Annotated in this window: 20 protein-coding genes; 7 read left to right on the top strand and 13 right to left on the bottom strand. The window is 66.8% G+C overall.

The window, feature by feature from the left end:
• Position 1: 1 nt before the first annotated feature.
• Both OG817_RS08455 and OG817_RS08450 read left to right on the top strand, forming a co-directional pair.
• On the top strand, positions 2-337 hold the full coding sequence (locus tag OG817_RS08455) for an alpha/beta hydrolase (protein WP_406053147.1): 336 nt from the start codon (positions 2-4) through the stop codon (positions 335-337).
• Complete coding sequence (locus OG817_RS08450; RefSeq protein WP_406053146.1) at positions 330-749, top strand: nitroreductase family deazaflavin-dependent oxidoreductase; 420 nt, start codon at positions 330-332, stop codon at positions 747-749. The genes OG817_RS08455 and OG817_RS08450 overlap by 8 nt, the downstream gene beginning before the upstream one ends.
• Positions 750-835: 86 nt before the next feature.
• Here the strand turns inward: OG817_RS08450 and OG817_RS08445 are convergent, their stop codons facing one another.
• Entirely contained in the window at positions 836-1,714 is an 879-nt protein-coding gene (locus OG817_RS08445; protein WP_406053145.1) for a helix-turn-helix transcriptional regulator, read from the bottom strand.
• Positions 1,715-1,859: 145 nt separating this feature from the next.
• Between OG817_RS08445 and OG817_RS08440 the strand changes: the two genes are divergently transcribed.
• Positions 1,860-2,876: an aldo/keto reductase gene (locus OG817_RS08440; RefSeq protein ID WP_406053144.1), complete on the top strand. Its 1,017-nt coding sequence runs from the start codon at positions 1,860-1,862 to the stop codon at positions 2,874-2,876.
• A 91-nt stretch (positions 2,877-2,967) separates the two neighbouring features.
• Here OG817_RS08440 and OG817_RS08435 read toward each other — a convergent pair whose 3' ends face one another.
• Positions 2,968-3,741 (bottom strand): HD domain-containing protein, encoded by a 774-nt coding sequence (locus OG817_RS08435; protein ID WP_406053143.1) that lies wholly within the window; start codon positions 3,739-3,741, stop codon positions 2,968-2,970.
• Positions 3,742-3,833: 92 nt separating this feature from the next.
• On the opposite strand from OG817_RS08435, the gene OG817_RS08430 reads away from it, so the two are divergent.
• Together OG817_RS08430 and OG817_RS08425 are read left to right on the top strand one after the other, a co-directional pair.
• A complete protein-coding gene (locus OG817_RS08430) occupies positions 3,834-5,021 on the top strand; it encodes a flavin-containing monooxygenase (RefSeq protein ID WP_406053142.1) in 1,188 nt (395 codons plus the stop codon).
• Between the two features lie 121 nt (positions 5,022-5,142).
• Positions 5,143-6,744: a multicopper oxidase domain-containing protein gene (locus OG817_RS08425; protein WP_406053141.1), complete on the top strand. Its 1,602-nt coding sequence runs from the start codon at positions 5,143-5,145 to the stop codon at positions 6,742-6,744.
• Between the two features lie 69 nt (positions 6,745-6,813).
• On the opposite strand, the gene OG817_RS08420 is transcribed toward OG817_RS08425, so the two are convergent.
• The 5 genes from OG817_RS08420 to OG817_RS08400 all read right to left on the bottom strand — a co-directional run bounded on the left by OG817_RS08420 (position 6,814) and on the right by OG817_RS08400 (position 10,252).
• Positions 6,814-7,095 carry an alpha/beta fold hydrolase gene (locus OG817_RS08420; protein WP_406057403.1) on the bottom strand — a complete coding sequence of 94 codons (282 nt, stop codon included), beginning with the start codon at positions 7,093-7,095 and terminating at the stop codon, positions 6,814-6,816.
• Positions 7,096-7,264: 169 nt separating this feature from the next.
• Positions 7,265-7,462, bottom strand: a complete 198-nt coding sequence (locus tag OG817_RS08415; protein ID WP_406053140.1) for a three-helix bundle dimerization domain-containing protein — start codon at positions 7,460-7,462, stop codon at positions 7,265-7,267.
• A gap of 81 nt (positions 7,463-7,543) precedes the next feature.
• Positions 7,544-7,798 carry a glycoside hydrolase family 15 protein gene (locus OG817_RS08410; RefSeq protein WP_406053139.1) on the bottom strand — a complete coding sequence of 85 codons (255 nt, stop codon included), beginning with the start codon at positions 7,796-7,798 and terminating at the stop codon, positions 7,544-7,546.
• A 47-nt stretch (positions 7,799-7,845) separates the two neighbouring features.
• Entirely contained in the window at positions 7,846-8,544 is a 699-nt protein-coding gene (locus OG817_RS08405) for a hypothetical protein (RefSeq protein ID WP_406053138.1), read from the bottom strand.
• A gap of 253 nt (positions 8,545-8,797) precedes the next feature.
• Positions 8,798-10,252 carry an MGH1-like glycoside hydrolase domain-containing protein gene (locus OG817_RS08400; RefSeq protein WP_406053137.1) on the bottom strand — a complete coding sequence of 485 codons (1,455 nt, stop codon included), beginning with the start codon at positions 10,250-10,252 and terminating at the stop codon, positions 8,798-8,800.
• A 103-nt stretch (positions 10,253-10,355) separates the two neighbouring features.
• On the opposite strand from OG817_RS08400, the gene OG817_RS08395 reads away from it, so the two are divergent.
• The gene (locus tag OG817_RS08395; RefSeq protein ID WP_406053136.1) at positions 10,356-10,781 is read left to right on the top strand and encodes a DUF6458 family protein; all 426 of its coding nucleotides are present in this window, start codon (positions 10,356-10,358) and stop codon (positions 10,779-10,781) included.
• Here the strand turns inward: OG817_RS08395 and OG817_RS08390 are convergent.
• From OG817_RS08390 to OG817_RS08380, 3 genes are all read right to left on the bottom strand, one after another.
• Positions 10,755-11,015 carry a hypothetical protein gene (locus tag OG817_RS08390; RefSeq protein ID WP_406053135.1) on the bottom strand — a complete coding sequence of 87 codons (261 nt, stop codon included), beginning with the start codon at positions 11,013-11,015 and terminating at the stop codon, positions 10,755-10,757. The two genes, OG817_RS08395 and OG817_RS08390, sit on opposite strands and share 27 nt — an antisense overlap.
• Positions 11,012-11,575 carry a hypothetical protein gene (locus OG817_RS08385; RefSeq protein WP_406053134.1) on the bottom strand — a complete coding sequence of 188 codons (564 nt, stop codon included), beginning with the start codon at positions 11,573-11,575 and terminating at the stop codon, positions 11,012-11,014. The genes OG817_RS08390 and OG817_RS08385 overlap by 4 nt, the downstream gene beginning before the upstream one ends.
• 126 nt (positions 11,576-11,701) lie before the next feature.
• Positions 11,702-12,337, bottom strand: coding sequence for a DJ-1/PfpI family protein (locus OG817_RS08380; protein ID WP_406053133.1), 636 nt, complete (start codon positions 12,335-12,337; stop codon positions 11,702-11,704).
• 62 nt (positions 12,338-12,399) lie between these two features.
• Here OG817_RS08380 and OG817_RS08375 point away from each other — a divergent pair, with 62 nt between their 5' ends.
• A complete protein-coding gene (locus tag OG817_RS08375; protein ID WP_406053132.1) occupies positions 12,400-13,737 on the top strand; it encodes a PLP-dependent aminotransferase family protein in 1,338 nt (445 codons plus the stop codon).
• A gap of 45 nt (positions 13,738-13,782) precedes the next feature.
• On the opposite strand, the gene OG817_RS08370 is transcribed toward OG817_RS08375, so the two are convergent.
• The 3 genes from OG817_RS08370 to OG817_RS08360 form a co-directional block, all read right to left on the bottom strand.
• On the bottom strand, positions 13,783-14,676 hold the full coding sequence (locus tag OG817_RS08370; RefSeq protein WP_406053131.1) for an alpha/beta hydrolase: 894 nt from the start codon (positions 14,674-14,676) through the stop codon (positions 13,783-13,785).
• Positions 14,677-15,135: 459 nt separating this feature from the next.
• Positions 15,136-15,543, bottom strand: a complete 408-nt coding sequence (locus OG817_RS08365; RefSeq protein WP_406053130.1) for a hypothetical protein — start codon at positions 15,541-15,543, stop codon at positions 15,136-15,138.
• 101 nt (positions 15,544-15,644) lie between these two features.
• Entirely contained in the window at positions 15,645-16,286 is a 642-nt protein-coding gene (locus OG817_RS08360) for an NUDIX hydrolase (RefSeq protein WP_406053129.1), read from the bottom strand.
• Between the last annotated feature and the right edge of the window lie 12 nt (positions 16,287-16,298).

The following is a 16,298-nucleotide window of genomic DNA, read 5'->3' as shown; positions in this document are numbered from 1 at the left end:
GATGACTCAAGCACCGGGTGCTGTCGCGCCAGCGGTCTCAAGGGTTGGTACGACGGCGACCGCGCTCGCCCTCATCAGCCTGATCTTCGCCGACCTGTCCGGCCTGTGTCCCCTGATCGTCCAGGCCGGATCACACGAGGTCCTCCTCGACGACGCCGTACGCCTCGCCCGTGAAGCCGCGGTCGTCGATGTCGAGGTCACGCTCGACATCACCCCCGGAGTACCGCACGTCTTCCAGGCCTACCATGCGATCCTCGACGAAGGCGCCGCCGCACTCGACCGAGCGGGCCAGCGGCTCTCCACCTACCTTGACCTCGACGGGAAACCCCATGAGTGACTGGAACACCCAGACCATCACCGAGTTCCGAGCGAACGAAGGCCGGGTCAGCGGTCCCTTCGAGGGCGCGCCGATCGTCCTGCTGCACCACCTCGGCCGCAAGAGCGGGCGGGAGTACGTCAACCCCACGATGTACCTCGCGCATGAAACCGACCCGGACATCATCTACGTCTTCGCCACCAAGAGTGGCGCCCCCACCAACCCGGACTGGTACATCAACCTCACCACCGCCGGCCACGCCACCATCGAACGCGGCACCGAAACCTACGACGTCACCGTCCACGAGGTCACCGGCCCGGACCGCGACCGCATCTACGCCGAACAAGCCCGCCGCTATCCCGGCTTCGCCGAGTACGAACGCCAAACCTCAGGCGTCCGCATCATCCCCGTCCTCGAACTCAAGCGCACCTGACCGGTAGCCGTCAGGTGCGCAAGAGAGAGCCCGGCGCCTAGGGCGATCGGCGCACGGTGGCGTCGGCCCAGTCGGCGTGATCGGAGTCAGCCACCATGGGGAAGCTGGGAATGGTCAGGTTGCTGCGCAGGAACGCTCCAATTGGCGAGGAGCCTCAGGCGGTCTGCTGATGGGGAGCCGGGTTCGGCGGTGTAGATGCCGAGCGTCTGGTAGGGGTCGTCGGTGGCGGTGAAGGTTTCGTAGCCCAGGACGAGGTCGCCGGCGAGGGCGTGGTGGAGGCGCTTGGTGCCGTGGGTGCGTTGGAAGACGTCGTGGTCGGCCCACCAGCGACGGAAGTCGGGGTCGTGGAGGGAGAGTTCGCCGACGAGTTCTGGCAGGGCAGGATCGTGGGGCTGGCGTCCGGCGTACAGGCGTAGGGAGGCGACCGCTCCGCGGGCGGCGTTTTCCCAGTTCGTGTGCAGCGCGCGTACCTGCTCGTCGAGGAAGATGAGCCAGGCCATGTTGCGGCGGCGTGTGGGCAGCGCTTCGAAGTCGGTGTAGAGGGCCCGGGCGAGATGGTTGCCGGCCAATACGTCCAGGCGGCGCCCCAGGACCACGACCGGGACGTCGGTGAGAGTGTCCAGCAGCAGCCGCAGACCTGGGCGGAGGCGTTGCGGCGGCAGCGGGCGCGGCCGGGCACGGGACGGGCGCGCGATCCGGAACAGGTGCGCGCGCTCCAGGTCGCTCAGCCGCAGAGCCCGTGCGATGGCGTCGAGGACCGCCTCCGAGACATGGGCCGGCCGCCCGCGCTCGAGCCGGACGTAATAGTCCACGCTGACGCCGGCGAGCTGGGCGACCTCCTCGCGCCGCAGGCCCGGCACCCGCCGGGTGCCGGTCTGTGGCAGCAGGCCCGCTTCCTCGGGGGTGATCTTCGCGCGGCGCGAGCGCAGGAATTCCCGTAGCTCCGTATTCGGTTCCTGGCTCATGGCACCACGGTAGAACCGGCGGACCCCGGTACGGAGCCGCGAGGGGGGTTCTGCTGGACCCCCGGTCGAACCAGGTCTCTCACCTCGGCAATCGGCGGTGCTTCGCTGGCGGTACAACCACCCGACACCCAGGAGGCGATCTGCGATGAAGCGCAGGATTCTCAGCGGCACCGGCATCTCGGTGAGTGAGTACGCACTCGGCACGATGATGTTCGGAACGATGGGCAACACTGACCACGACGAGTGCGTTCGCATGATCCACGCCGCGCTCGATGCCGGTATCAACCTCCTCGACACCGCGGATGTCTACTCCGGTGGCGAGTCGGAGGTGATCGTGGGCAAGGCCCTCCAGGGCCGGCGCGACGGGGTCGTGCTGGCGACCAAGTTCGGGCTGGCAATGGGAGATGACGCCAACCGGCGTGGCGGCTCGGCCCGCTGGATCAGGCGCGCTGTCGAGGACAGCCTGCGCCGCCTCGACACCGACCACATTGACCTCTACCAGATGCATCGGCCGGACCCGACCACTGACATCGACGAAACCCTCGCCGCCTTGTCGGACCTGATCCGCGCCGGAAAGGTCCGCGCCATCGGCGGCTCCTTCTTCGCGCCCGAGGAGACTGTCGAGGCTCAGTGGACGGCCGAGCGCCGCGGCCACCACCGTCTGCGCACCGAGCAGTCGCCGTACTCCATCCTCACGCGCGGCATCGAGAACCGGGTGCTGCCCACCGCCCAGCGGTACGGCATGGGCGTGCTGACCTTCGGCCCGCTGAACTCCGGCTGGCTCTCCGGCCGGGCCGACCCCAGTACGGGGCACCGCAACGCCGGCGCCGGTGCGAAGATGTTCGACCTCTCGCAGCCGGGTGTCAGGGCCAAGGCCGACGCCGTCCAGAAGCTCACCGCATTGGCCGCCGAAGCCGGGATGCCGATCGCCCATCTGGCCGTCGCCTTCGTCCGCTCCCACCCCGCGGTCTCTTCCGTGCTCATCGGCCCCCGCCGCCCCGAGCACCTCACCGATCTCCTCGCCGGCGCCGATGTGGAACTCGGCGACGACATGCTCGACCAGATCGACGACATCGTTCCGCCCGGCGTCGACCTGAACCCCGGCGACCTCTACATCGACCCCACCCCGGCCATCACCGACAAGCATCTGCGCCGCCGCTGACGCAAGACCCGCGACCACAGACGACTCGACCGAGAGCTCGGCGCTCGAGGCCGCACCTCATGGCATCCGCATCAACGCCGTATGCCCCGGCTTATCCGCGGAAAGGGGCGAGCCTGATTGTCACGTCGCTGAGCGCGAAGCGGTGTAGGTACCAGGCGCGACCATGCGGGACCTGCTTGGCTTCGGCTCGTAACAGCCCCGAGAACTCCCGCTTGAAGCCGACGCGTGGGTAGTCCTGGACGACTGTCTTGCGGACTGCGTCGGGTACGTGATCGCTGCGCAGCCCGAACACATCAACCGCTGCACCGGCGGAAAGCAGGAAGGCTTCGGCACCGGATTCAACACCGACGCCTGGCGTGTGGTGCATCGCAATCGCATTCGTCACGAGCTCGCGTTGCACCTCTGGTACGTCGTGGCGGTTAGTGAAGTCGCGCGCCAGTGCCGCGCTGCGAACCGTGAAGTCGACGTCGGGGACCCGGCTCGGCAGGCCTGTGTCGTGAAACAGCGCGGCGACGTACAGCAATTCGTGATCGAACTCGACTTCGTCGAGTGCAGCGATAGCTGCACCCCAGGCGTAGGCACGGCGCGAGTGGTTGAGCAACGCCGGTGTCAGGAGGTCCCGAGCAGCAGCCTCGGCCTCTCGTGCCAGCAACGAATCCGGCGGGACCAGCGCGTCTGGTTCAACCGAGCTCCGGCGCCCCGAATGTGTTCGAGTGGCCATTGCGAGGCTGCCGACGATGATGCGGAGGTGGCCGCGTAGTAGTGGCCGAGCGAGCGAGATGCGTTCGCGGACCGTCAGTAAACCACCGGTGCGCTCGGTCCAACCGATGGATCCGATGGGGTCGTGGGTCGCTGGCTGGTTCATCCGAATCTCACCGTCTTCCTCGATGGTGTCAGAGTAGGGCGCCGTACGCCGACGTCTCGACACCACCGACCCGTAGAGCGGAAACTGCCAGCATGGCCGAGACACCGCTCATCCCGGAGGACGCGGAAACTGCCTGGCGGGGGGTTGGTGATGATGACCGCCTAGAGGTCGTCGTGGTGGGTGCGGGCCAGGCCGGGCTGGCGATCGGGTTCTTTCTGGCACGTCAGGGTCGCCGGTTCATCATCCTCGAGGCCGCCGACGCGGTGGGGGCAGCGTGGCGGGACCGGTGGGATTCGCTCGCCCTGTTCACGCCGCGCCGGTACGACGCACTCCCCGGAGTGGGCTTCCCGGGGGATCCCGACGGTTACCCGACGCGTGACGAGGTGGTCTCCTATCTGACGGCGTACGCGGAGACCTACAAGCTCCCGGTGGTTTTGAACAGTGCCGTCAGGTCACTGACCCAGATCGACGATGGGTTTCAGCTCGAGTGCAGCGACAGGAGAGTGCGGGCCGACCAGGTCGTGGTGGCGACCGGTCCGTTCCAGCTGCCGTTCACGCCGGCGCTGGCCGGTCAGCTCGGTCCTGAGGTCTTCCAGATGCACAGCACGGGGTACCGGCAACCGCGGGACGTCCCGGCGGGGACCGTGCTGGTTGTCGGTGGGGGCAACACCGGTTTCCAGATCGCGACGGAGCTCGCCGGCACACACACGGTCCACCTCTCGGTCGGCTCACGGCAGACGCCGCTGCCTCAGAAGGTTTGGCACCGCGACTTGTTCTGGTGGCTCACCAAGACGCGGTTACTCAACAGGACTGTCGATTCACGTCTCGGGCGTCGGCTGAGCGAGCGGGAGACACTCATCGGCTCAAGCCCGAGGCAGCTCAGGCGTCTCGGTGTCGACCTGCATCCGCGAGCGGTCAGCGCGTCGAACAACACCGTGAACTTTGCTGACGGCACCCAACTCCGCGTCGACGCAGTCGTCTGGGCAACCGGATACCGGCCCGACTACTCCTGGATAAAGGCCCCGGTACTCGATGCCGGAGGACGCGTCCGCCACCACAGAGGGGTGACCAACCTGCCGGGACTCTACTTTCTCGGCCTGTACTGGCAACACACCCGTGGCTCAGCGTTGCTCGGCTGGGTGAAGGACGACGCCGAGTACATCGCCACACAGGTCCAGACCCTGGTCGGCAGCCGCAAACTGCCCCCAGATACAGCCAATCGTGAACACGCCGACGCAGGAGAGAGCCAGGGGGAGCCCGATCATGTCGAGCCACAGTGACCACACCGACAGTCAGAATCACGGAGACTTCCCCACCGACATACGTGACCTCCCAGAATCCCGACCATCCGAGATCGTCTCTCTCGCGAACGGGGAAGAGTTCGACCTGGGTATCGCTGCGATGGTCAAGCAGCTGGGCGATGCGACTGTGCGCATGCTTGCCTACAACGGATCGGTGCCCGGGCCAACCATGCGGGTCCAGCAGGGTTCGGAAGTGGTCATCAACGTGACCAACGAGGCCGACACCGAGGCCACCGTGCACTGGCACGGGCTCCGGTTGCAGAACGCCTATGACGGGACCCACGAAACCCAGACACCGATGCAGGTGGGTCAGAGCTTCAGCTATCGACTGCAGTTCCACGATCCCGGCCTGTACTGGTACCACCCGCACATCCGCGAGGACTACGGCCAGGAGATGGGCCTGTACGGCAACATCGTGGTCGTCCCGTCCGACCCCGACTATTGGCCCCCGGTGAATCGGGAGGAGCTGATCACCCTCGACGATGTGTTGCTCGAGAACGGTCAGATCGCGTCGTTCAGCCGCACCGAGACGACGTACGTGGCGATGGGGCGGTTCGGCAACACCATGCTGATCGGCGGTGACGTCACCGCCGAACTGTCGGCCGACCTCGGAGAGGTTGTCCGCTTCTACTTCACCAACACGGCCAACACGCGGGTCTTCAATGTCGGCTTCGACAGGGCCCGGATGAAGCTGGTGGGTGGTGACAGCGGCAGGGTCGAGCAGGAAGCCTTCGTGACTGAGGTGATGCTTGCGCCGTCGGAGCGGATCGTCGTCGACGTACTGTTCGACCAGCCTGGGATGGTCACACTCGAGCACCGGCATCCAGAGCGCACCTATCCCCTGGCGTCGGTCACCGTTCGCGAGACGCCGGCCGCGCCGGAGCTGAGTAAGCAGTTCGAGGTACTTCGCACCAACGCCGACATGACAGCCGAACGGGATCGGCTGGAACGGTACCGCGATGTGGCACCGGACAAGACGCTCGCGTTCGTGGCTGAAATGGACATGGGTGTACCCGACGGCCCCATCGTCTACTCCTGCCCCATGCACTCCGAAGTCATCACCGCCGACCAAGGCCGATGCCCGCACTGCGGCATGAAGCTGGTTGCCGTTGCCGCCACCTACACCTGCCCGATGCATCCCGACGTCGTGAGCGGCTCACCCGACCGCTGCCCCCAGTGCGGGATGAAGCTCATGCCGTCGCAACTCGTCGGCCAGACCCAGGAAGACCACGGCGACGAACCCACCCAGTCCCAGCACCATGCGACCGACCAGCACGGCCACGACCATGAGGCGAGTGGTGGCATCGAGTGGGAAGACGACATGGTCGACGTCAACCGGATCACCACACCGGCCAACATGCGCTGGAAGCTCGTCGACCGCAGCACCGGTGGCGAGAACCATGCGATCGACTGGCACTTCAAGGTCGGCGATCAGGTGAAGATCAGGCTGGTCAACGAAATGGACTCCGACCACCCGATGCACCACCCCTTCCACATTCACGGCGCCGGCCGCTTCCTTGTCATGAGCCGCGACGACACCGTCGAGCCCAATCTCGTGTGGAAGGACACCGTTCTCGTACGCACAGGCGAAACCGTCGACATCCTCCTCGACGTGACCAACCCCGGTCTCTGGATGGCGCACTGCCATATCGCCGAACACCACGAGAGCGGAATGATGTTCAGCTTCACCGTCGACCCCTAGCCCCTACCGACCGAATCACAGGAACCGGCCGGAGCGGGGATGCTCCGGCCGGTTCCGTGTCTGGGTTGATCAACGGGCGGCTCGCTCGATCACCTGGGTCACTGCTGAGGGCTGGGACACCGCGACCAGGTGCGACGCACCGGGAACCTCGATCTTCGTGGCTCCCGCCCGGGTGGCCATGAACCGCTCGGCCGCGGGAGCGATCGCCTTGTCACCGGTCGGGATGACGGCGTACTTCGGGAGTGCCGCCGGGGCGGTCTCCTGCACCGGCTCGGAGAAGGCCGAGGCAGCGACCGGACGCTGGGCGGCCAGGAACACCGCTCCCTGTCGCGCCGGAATGTCTGCGGCCAGGACCGGGCCGGCCGTCTCCGGCTTCAGCGCCAGGTCGACGCCACCGGTTAGCTGATCACGTTGGTCGTGTCCGGACCGAGTTCACTGCCCGGGAACTGCGAGCCAGCACGCCTGACCGCAACGAACCGTCGACCCCGTGGAGGGCCTGTCGGCGTCCTTCGAACCCCTACTACGCGTGGGTTCGGAGGCGGTGTTTGGCCTCTCGCTCGACGAAGAGCGGTACGAAGTCCCGGATCGGGGCCTGGTCGAACTCGGGACGGCTGGCGCTCACGGCGACCGCCACGTCGTCTACCGGTCGCTCGGGGAACTGCTTGGCGAGTCGCTCCACGACCTCGTCGATCGCGCGGTTCTCTTCTGACCTGTCCATCCACCCACGGTTGCGCACGAGACCACGCGGGACAAGAGACCGCGTCCACTCGTCCAGACTCGACCGACAGTCAGTGCTCCGTCAGAGTCGCTGGTGTGCCGGGGCGTAGGTGTTCGTGCCGGCCGCTTCCTCGGCGCGAATGATGTGGGTGATCGCGTTGATCATGGCCAGATGGGTGAAGGCCTGCGGGAAGTTGCCGAGATGGCGTCCGCTGCGCGGGTCGACCTCCTCGGCATAGAGACCCAATGGGCTCGCGTTGGACAGGAGCTTCTCGCAGAGCGCAGTGGCCGGCTCCATGAGGCGTGGACGACAGACGAAGACGTTCGAGAACCTCACCGACAACATCCTCTACTCCCGACCTGGACGCGACGAGCTGCAGCGCCCTACCGGGGAACGATCCCGCTCCGCCCCTGCCACGAGCCGTGCTCCGACAGCGGCCGGAACCGCAGGGTCGCGAACTCGTGGTGGAAGTCCTTGCGCCGGCGTTCGGCCATTGCGGCCGCATGACGGTCGGGTTCCGGGACAGTGCCGTGGCCGTGCACCATCTCTTCCATCTGCCGCACGGACCGCCAGACCGAGAACGTCGAGATCGTCCGAGGCGGGCGCACCGCGGCCAGCGCCAACGTGACCCCCGGATGGTCGCGAACCAGCCGCTCCACGGGCTTGCCCCACTTAAGGAACCTCGGCACCTCCAGGAGTCGCATCCGGGCCAGCGTGACCGCCACGACGGGCTCGGCAGGGTCCCACTCGCCCGCTCTCGCCGGCAGGTCGGGCAACGCCGCAAGCCGCGACCAGCGACGAAGGAACTGCATGCGCACGTGCCAGCCCGCAGCCAACTCCCTGCCCAGGGGGTGATCCGCCAGGAACGTCATGACCGCCGCCTCGTCTTCCCACCGCGCGAACATCGCCATCCGACGCAGCTGCATCCGGGCCCGCGAGACGGTCGGTGCACCAAGGCGCATCAGCGCTAGGCACTCGGCGTACCGCAACCCGGGCGTGGAAGGCACAGTCGGCGCCTTCCACAGTGCCCCCGCCGTCGTCGTCGGACGGAGCGCCGCGAGGTGGAACGTGAAGATCGTCATCGTTGGGCAACTGTCCCATGGGTGAGGCGCATAGCGCCGAGTACGCAGTCAAGCCAACAACTTGTAGATGTCATCGCTCGCGTTACTCAAGCACCGAGCTGCAGCCGTGTGGTTAGGGTGCGTGTAGCTCCTCGGACACAGCAGTTATCTACACGGGCGGCTCATCCCGGCTTCTCGCCGCGCCGTCTCGAACGCGGCTTCTGCCGACCTCTTTCCACAGCTACACACGGTGGTCCATCGGGTTGACCTTCGGTTACGGGGCAAGGGTTATTTCGATTGTGTGGGCTCCATGGAGCGAGGCTGGTACGCCGTACTCGGTGCGTGGGATGGCGTCGACGGTGAATGAGCGGATGGCCTTGCCTGTGCCGCGGAGGGTCACCGTCAGGGTGGCGTCGCGGTAGCGCAGGCCGGTCAGGGTGACGCTGCCCCAGCTGGGTGGGAGAGTTGGCGCGAAGGTGAGGCCGTGGTCGTCGAAGGTCATCCCGAACAGGCCGGTGTGCATCATGTCGATGAACGCCGTCGCCGACCAGGTCTGGTCGGGCTCGGAGTCCCAGCGGCGTTTCAGTACGTCGGTTGCGCCCTGGTAGCCGCCCTCGACGGCACCGGTGTTCCCGTGGTAGACCTCCCAGAAGCCGCCGCTGTCCCTGACCAGCGCCGCGAGCAGCCCGGTCTCCGTCGCGTACCCCTTCAGGTCGCCGTGCTTGGCCAGGGCCTTCGCCCAGAGTCCTTGCACGAGCGGCCACACGATCGCGTTGTGGCGTCCTGGCTCCGCGCTGGAATATCTGTCCCAGTGTGGATAGGTGTCGGGCATTCCCCAGGTCATCCGCTGCGCGTTCGAGATCAGGGCACTGGCCTGTGCGCCGTCGGCGATCCCGAAGAGCAGGGTGAACGCCAGCCCCGCGCCTTCCTGGTAGGCGCCCGGCGTCCCGTCGGCAGTGATCTCGTAGTTGTAGCTTCCGGTCCGCGGGTTCCAGAAGTGTTGGTTGATCGACTGCTTGATGGCCGCTGCCTTGGCGCGGTAGCCGCCGGCCGGCCGGCCGAGCGTGTCCGCCATGTCGGCGGCGCGCGTGTAGGCCGCGTGGTACAGCGCGTTGGTGCTCAGGTACATGGCCGAGACGACATCGGGGTACGACGTACTCTCGCTCCCCCGCGACTCGCCGCCGTCCGCCGTCGGCGCCGGGAAACCGGAGACGCCGTCGTTGAAGAACGACGGACCGGTGAACAGGCCGTAGCGCGGGTCGGGGCCGAAGACCGCGGCTTGCTCGCGGAGGACGAGGGTGTTCGTGACCACGTCGTAGGCGCTCCGCAGGAAGTCCCGGTCGCCGGTCACCAGATAGTGGTGCCAGGCGCCGACGGTCCACACCACCTGATCCCACTGCTGGCTGTCCTGCTGCACCCTGAGCTTGCCCACGGCATCCTTCTCGACCACCGCCCACAGCGTGTTCGCGGCGAGCGCCGGCGCCAGCAGGCTCGTCGCGTTCCAGCTGTTGATCGTCGCGTCCCGGGTCCACGGCTGCTCGTAGCCGCCACCGGCCCGGACCATGCCGACCGCCGGATCCATCAGCCCGCTCCTCGCGTGGATGTCGCCGAACGCAACGGTGTTGGTCCCCAGCAGGTTCTCGAGCGCCGCCGCGTAGATCGCGCCGTACAGTGCCTGGCTCTCCGGATCCTCGAACCGCAGCGTCGGACGGGAGGCTGTCGTGGTCATCCGCCCATTCCATCAGACCGGCCGACCACGGCAGTACGTCGCCTGTCCGGGGTTGGAGGTGGGTACCGGGTGCTCCTCAGGGCCCGGTCAAGGGAGGCGCGTGATGAGTATTGGGTTCGGGATCTTTCTGATGGCCACGGGCGCGATTCTCGCCTTCGGTCTACGCGACCGCAGTGACGTCGTCGACCTGCCCGCCGTCGGAGTGATCCTGATGCTGGCCGGGGCGGCCGGCATCTGGCTGTCGTTCCTGATCACCAACAAGCGTCGCCGCGTCGCGACTCAAGCACTGGACGGGTCGGTGGAGGAGCACCGCACGGTCCGGTCGGCGGGACGCATCCGGGCGTACGTCACCCGCAAGCCTCAGTCTGCACCGGCGAGGATCGACACCCCCACTGCCCGCAGGATCGATCTCGACCCAGCCGCCAGCGGCCTCCCCACCACGCCCGCGGAACCTACAGACATCGTCGAGACCCCAGCGCCTGTCGTCCCACGCCGCCGACGCCTACTGAACGCAACCCGAAGGCGCTGACCCGGTCAACCAGTCCTTGAAGGATGATCGAAGGCCGACCGATTGCCAGCGCGTCTTCTCCTTCTTCCAGGGCCCGACGCCGAGCTTGCCCGAGGTGCCCAGGTCGAGCTCTGGTGTCAGCATGACCAGGGAGGCGCCGGGCTCGGCCACACCCTCGGCACCGGACGGCCCGACGGTGATGGCGCTGCTGTCGTGCAGGATCTTTACACCGATGCCCGGCGCGTCTCCAGTCATCGCCGTGGCCTCCGCACGTAGTCGAGAGTGCGGAACACGGCGGCGGTGCTCAGTCCGTAGACCAGGTGCGCGCTGAGGTCCTTGGCGAGGACACGGCGGTCGTACTTCCAGATCGGTTCGTAGAGTCCGGCTGCGGGCAGCGTCACGTAGCCGCTCCCCCAGACGCCCGCGCCGAAGGGAGCGCCGTACCGGCTCTTGGGCACTGGTACCGATCCCGCGAGGACGCCGTACACGGCACCGTTGAGGATCCCGAACCCCCAATGCATCACGTTGTTGACCAAGGCGGCCGTGCGGTCCGGCAACTCACGACGGAACAGCCCTTCGTAGAGCCGCTTCCCCACTTGGGCAGGTGCAGGCGCCTGGTCCCAGCTCTGGACGTCGGCTGAGAACTCCCAGCGCGGAAATCCGCTCTTACCGGCATCCTTGCGGTAGCGGCGGTACAGCAGCAGGTCCATGGCCAACGTGCCGAGGGCGCCCGCCGCCGATCCGCGGAGCACGGCTCCCAATGGCGTCTGCGGCCGACCTCCGGCCGACCTCATCTGCCGGATACCTCTCATCATGATTCCTCCCTCATTCACACAGCCGGAGGGCTGTGGATCTGGTCTGAATCACAACGATGCTCTTGCACAGCCCGCGTCGCGCCCGCGAAAATCCCTGGTCCTCTCCCGGGGGCCGGCGCGGGCGCATCACGCCTTGAGCGTCTCGAGGTCAGTCGGGGACGACTCCAGGTATGGAGTGACGTTGCCCAGTGCCCGGGCGACGTAGTCGTCCTTCTCGCCGACAGGGGCGACGTAATGCATAGCGTCTCTGGCAGCGTCGAGGCTGTGGAGGCGGGCGATCGTCCAAGTGGCGAGGTACGTCGACGCCAGGCAGCCGCCCGCAGTTGCGACGGTGCCGCGGGCGAAGAACGGCTGATCGAGGACCTCAACGCCGGCGGCCACAACCCACGGTTTGGAGACGAGATCAGTGCAGGCGGGCACGTCGCGCAGATGTCCGAGCTTGGCCAGGACCAGCGCGCCGGAACACTGCGCGGCCAGCAATTGCCGGGAAGGATCGAGCCGGCGCAGCGAACTCATGATGGCAGCGTTCTCCACTACTTCGCGGGTCTGCCGGCCACTGCCGACGATGACGGCATCCGCGGTGCAGGCCTCATCGAGATCGATCGTGGCATCGATCGTGACGCCGTTCATCGAACGCACCCGCGGCGTCGGGCCGGCGATCGAAACTCGCCAGCCGGGTGCGCTGACGCGGTTCAGAATGCCGAGGGCGATGAGGCTGTCGAGCTCGTTGTAGCCGTCGAAGGTCAGGATCGCGATGTGCATGATCCACAGGCTAGGGCTCTGATCCATGACGATCGAGAAATTGTCATGCATACACTGCGGTGGTGAGAGTTCCGAAGTACAAGGGCGTGGTCGATTCGCTGGCCGCGCAGATCCGCGACGGGCGGTGGCCGGCGGGCCACCGTCTACCCACTCATCGCAAGCTCGCCACCGACCACGGAATAGCAGTCGTGACGGCATCCCGGGTGTACGCCGAACTGGAAGCGATGGGACTGGTCAGCTCCGAGCAGGGCCGAGGCACGTTCGTCCGTGACCTCTCTGCCGCGTCCGGCGATGAGATCGATCAACGGTCGGTGGCCGTCGACGCCATCGATCTGAGCTTCAACTCGCCCTCGGTTCCCGGCCAGGCCGAGCTGCTGCGCCAGGCACTACGGGACCTCGCTGGAGCCGGCGACCTCGACGCGCTCCTGCGCTACCAGCCCCACCGCGGACGCGTTCAGGACCGGACCGCGGTCGCCAGTCACTTGCGCCGACGGGGACTCGACGTCGGCCGCGAAAGAATCCTGATCGTCAATGGTGCCCAGCACGGACTCGCCGTGACAGCAATGGCCCTGTTTCAGCCCGGCGACGTGGTTGCTGTGGACGCTGTCACGTACCCCGGGCTCATCGTGCTCGCGCGCACACTGGGGCTGGAGTTGTCGCCCCTGCCGGTGACCGAGGCCGGGCCTGATCTCAATGCACTCGAGCAGTTGTGCCGACGACGGCGGGTCCGCGCCATCTACACGATGCCGACCCTGCACAACCCGCTCGGCTGGGTGCTCGACGACGCGCAACGCACGCAACTCGTCTCGATCGCCGACCGGTACGGCGTTTCGATCATCGAGGACGCTTCGTACGCCTTTCTCATCGTGGACGCACCAGCGCCCCTGGCGATGTCTGCGCCTGACCTCACGATCTACGTTTCGAGCCTGTCCAAGAGCGTGGCCACCGGTTTGCGATTCGGCTTCATCGCCGCACCCGCTGAGTTGGTGCCGGCACTCGAACGCACCATCCGGGCAACGACCTGGCACACCCCTGGCCTGACAGCAGCGATCGCCTCCCGGTGGCTGGACGACGGCACCGTCGACCACCTGGAGGCACAGAAGCGGACCGACGCCCGCCTACGCCAGTCCATCGCCGCGGAGGTCTTGGCCGGGACGCCCTATCTCGGCCACCCGTCGTCGTACCTCCTGTGGTTGCCCTTGGCACCGGACGCACGCCCGGACCGCATCGCGGCAGCTCTGGCCACCAAACAGGTCGCGGTCTCGACTGCTGAACCATTCGCAACAACGCCCACGGTGCCGCAAGCCCTCAGACTCGCACTCGGCTCAGTCCCTGTCCCCGACCTCCGTCTCGCCCTCCAGGCAGTCCGCCAAGAAGCCGAGCGCGATCCCTACCGCTGACAACCACACTTCGAGTTGCCAAGGCGGACGTGCCGCGGAGGTCCTTCAGGCGCCGGCTGGGGCCGGCCAGCCAGCCTGTTCTGCTGCCCAGGCCAGGGCGTAGTCGGCGACCTCCTCCCAGCCCTCGTGCGCGGGCAGCAGGTGCGGCATGCCTTCGTATTCCTTGATCTCGGTGATGGTCTTCGACGACTTGTAGTGCTTGGCGTTCGACCGCTGGATGCTGGGCGGCATCAGATGGTCCTCGCTGCCGGAGATGAACAGCAGCGGCGGTCGGTTGTCGTTGTGGTAGTCGACGTGGACATCCTGCGGGCCGGCCTCGAAGTTCGCCAGCAGACTGTTCCAGAAGATCCGCCCCGAGGCCGCGACGTGGTACCGGTGGTAGAGCTCGAGGGACTCCTCCTCGGTGAAGGTGTTGGCGAACGTGTACTTCCACTCCTCGGGCGTCAACGCGACCGCCTTGTGCCGGTTCGCCGGGTTCTTCAGCACCGGGAACGACGCCTTGACCTGGGACAGCGGGGTGACGCGCACACCCTCGGTCGGCGCGGAGTTGACCGCCACGCCCGCGGCACCGAATCCGTGGTCCAGCAGGACCTGCGTGAATGCTCCGCCGGCGGAGTGGCCGATGATGATCGGCGGCTCGTCGAGGGCGCCGACCACCGACTCCAGGTGCGAGATGATCTCCGGGGCGGTCACCGCCTCGATCGGCGTCGGGTCGGCATTGAGTGCCTCGACCTCCACCTCGAACCCAGGGTAAGCGGGCGCGATGACGGTGTAGCCGGCCTTCTGGTAGCGGTCGATCCAGTGTTCCCAGCTGCGCGGGGTCACCCAGAACCCGTGGACGAGAACATGGTCTTCATGATGTGCCGCCCTTTCCGGCGAGGTAGTCGATCTACTGAGTACACCTCTAGGTCCGGACAGCTCGCCGAAATGTGACAGCACCGAACCACGCGAGCATTCCCGTGGTCATCCGGACCACGGGATCGCCTATGGGTCTGCCAGGGTGCGACAACGGCACCGACGACGGAACGTGAAGGGAGGAAACATTTCCAGAGTGCAGGAAGGCCGGAAGCGTGAGACAAGAACTGTCGGATCTCGACGAGGCATTGGCGACATTCGTCGGGATGCGGCCGCGGCTGATGGCCATCGCGTACCGGATGCTCGGCAACACGCCTCACCCCGCACGGACCTTCTGGTTCTATCGGCATTCCCGATCAACGCCTGCTTGGCAGGCGCCTCGGAGGGCTGCGGGTGGTTGCCGTTGGCTGCTACGCAGCGGTGGTCATCACGCACAGTCTGCTCCGGAGTCAGCCGAGCTCGACTCCACCGCCCGCCGGCCAGCGGTAGCTGTGGTTTGCCGCATTCGGTGGATGACCCTGCCGGCTCCTGAGACTGTTGTCTCTATCGATCTTTGGTTGGCCCGAAGACTCCGGCACCCCGCCTCATCAGTTCGTCAAACACGTCCCGTAGGCGGTCAATGATCACCCGTTGCTGCTCATCAACCGGGAGACCCGCTGCTGAATCCCACGGCAGGACGGTCTCAACGTGCGGCTGGCCGGCATCCATCCGGCCCGGCGCCCGAAGGAGCCTGCCCTTTCGCGGGTGCAGGACCAGGACGATCCAGAGCTCACCACCACCAGGCGCCGCGTACCACTTCATCGCCGATTCCAGACGCTGTGCCTCAGGTACCAAACCCTCGGCCAGCGCTGTCACGCGCTCCTCTTCAGCGATGCTGAAGTATCTCTCCCAGTACTTGTTGTACTCACTGCCCGCGCCCAACTTCAGCCATTGCCGCTCAACGCTTGTCATGAACTGCCTGCCCTCCTGCCGCGACTATCCCAGCGAGCAGCTGCACAGGTCCTAGCCAGAGGCGATCGCGAGGTCGGCGTACCGGTCGGAGACTGCGCGGATCAGCGCGGTGGGCGGAGTACCGCGAAAGGGTCTGTGACGGTCAGCTCGTGGGCTACGAACTTGTAGACAGTGGCGGGGCGTCCTCCGGACTGCCCGGGGCGAGCCGTGCGATCGGTGGGGTCGATCACGTGCCGCCGGGTCAGAACGCGCGTCAGATTGGTGGCGCCGAGCTCGTAGCCCAACGCCGCGCGGAACAAGTCGCGCAGCTCCGCGATGGTGAACTCGGGCGGAGCGAGGGCGAATCCGATGTTCGTGTACGACAGCTTCGCCCGGAGCCGGGCGACCGCTGCGTCGATGAAGTAGTGGTGGTCGAACGCCGTACGCGGTAGGTCGTCCACCGGATGCCAGAGCGTGTCGGTCGGCAGATTGGGCCGCACGTCGGACGGAACCAGGCCGAGATAGGCCGTCGCCAGCACCCGCGCCCGCGGATCGCGGTCGATCGCACTGTGGGTGGCCAACTGCTCCAGATGCGCGACATCGCGGACGTCGACTTTCGCCGCGAGATGACCGGTGATGGCCTCCCGGAGCCTTTCGGTGGGCTCGACGCCACCCCCAGGCAAGGCCCAGCGATCCCGGTGCGGACTCCGCCCGCGTCTCCACAGCAGGACACACAACCTGCCGTCGCGGACGGACAGAACCACGGCCAGCACCTC

The organism is Kribbella sp. NBC_00889, assembly GCF_045207705.1.
GTDB lineage: Bacteria > Actinomycetota > Actinomycetes > Propionibacteriales > Kribbellaceae > Kribbella.
Note: the sequence above shows the minus strand (reverse complement) of the source record. Positions and strands in the feature narration are given on the sequence as shown.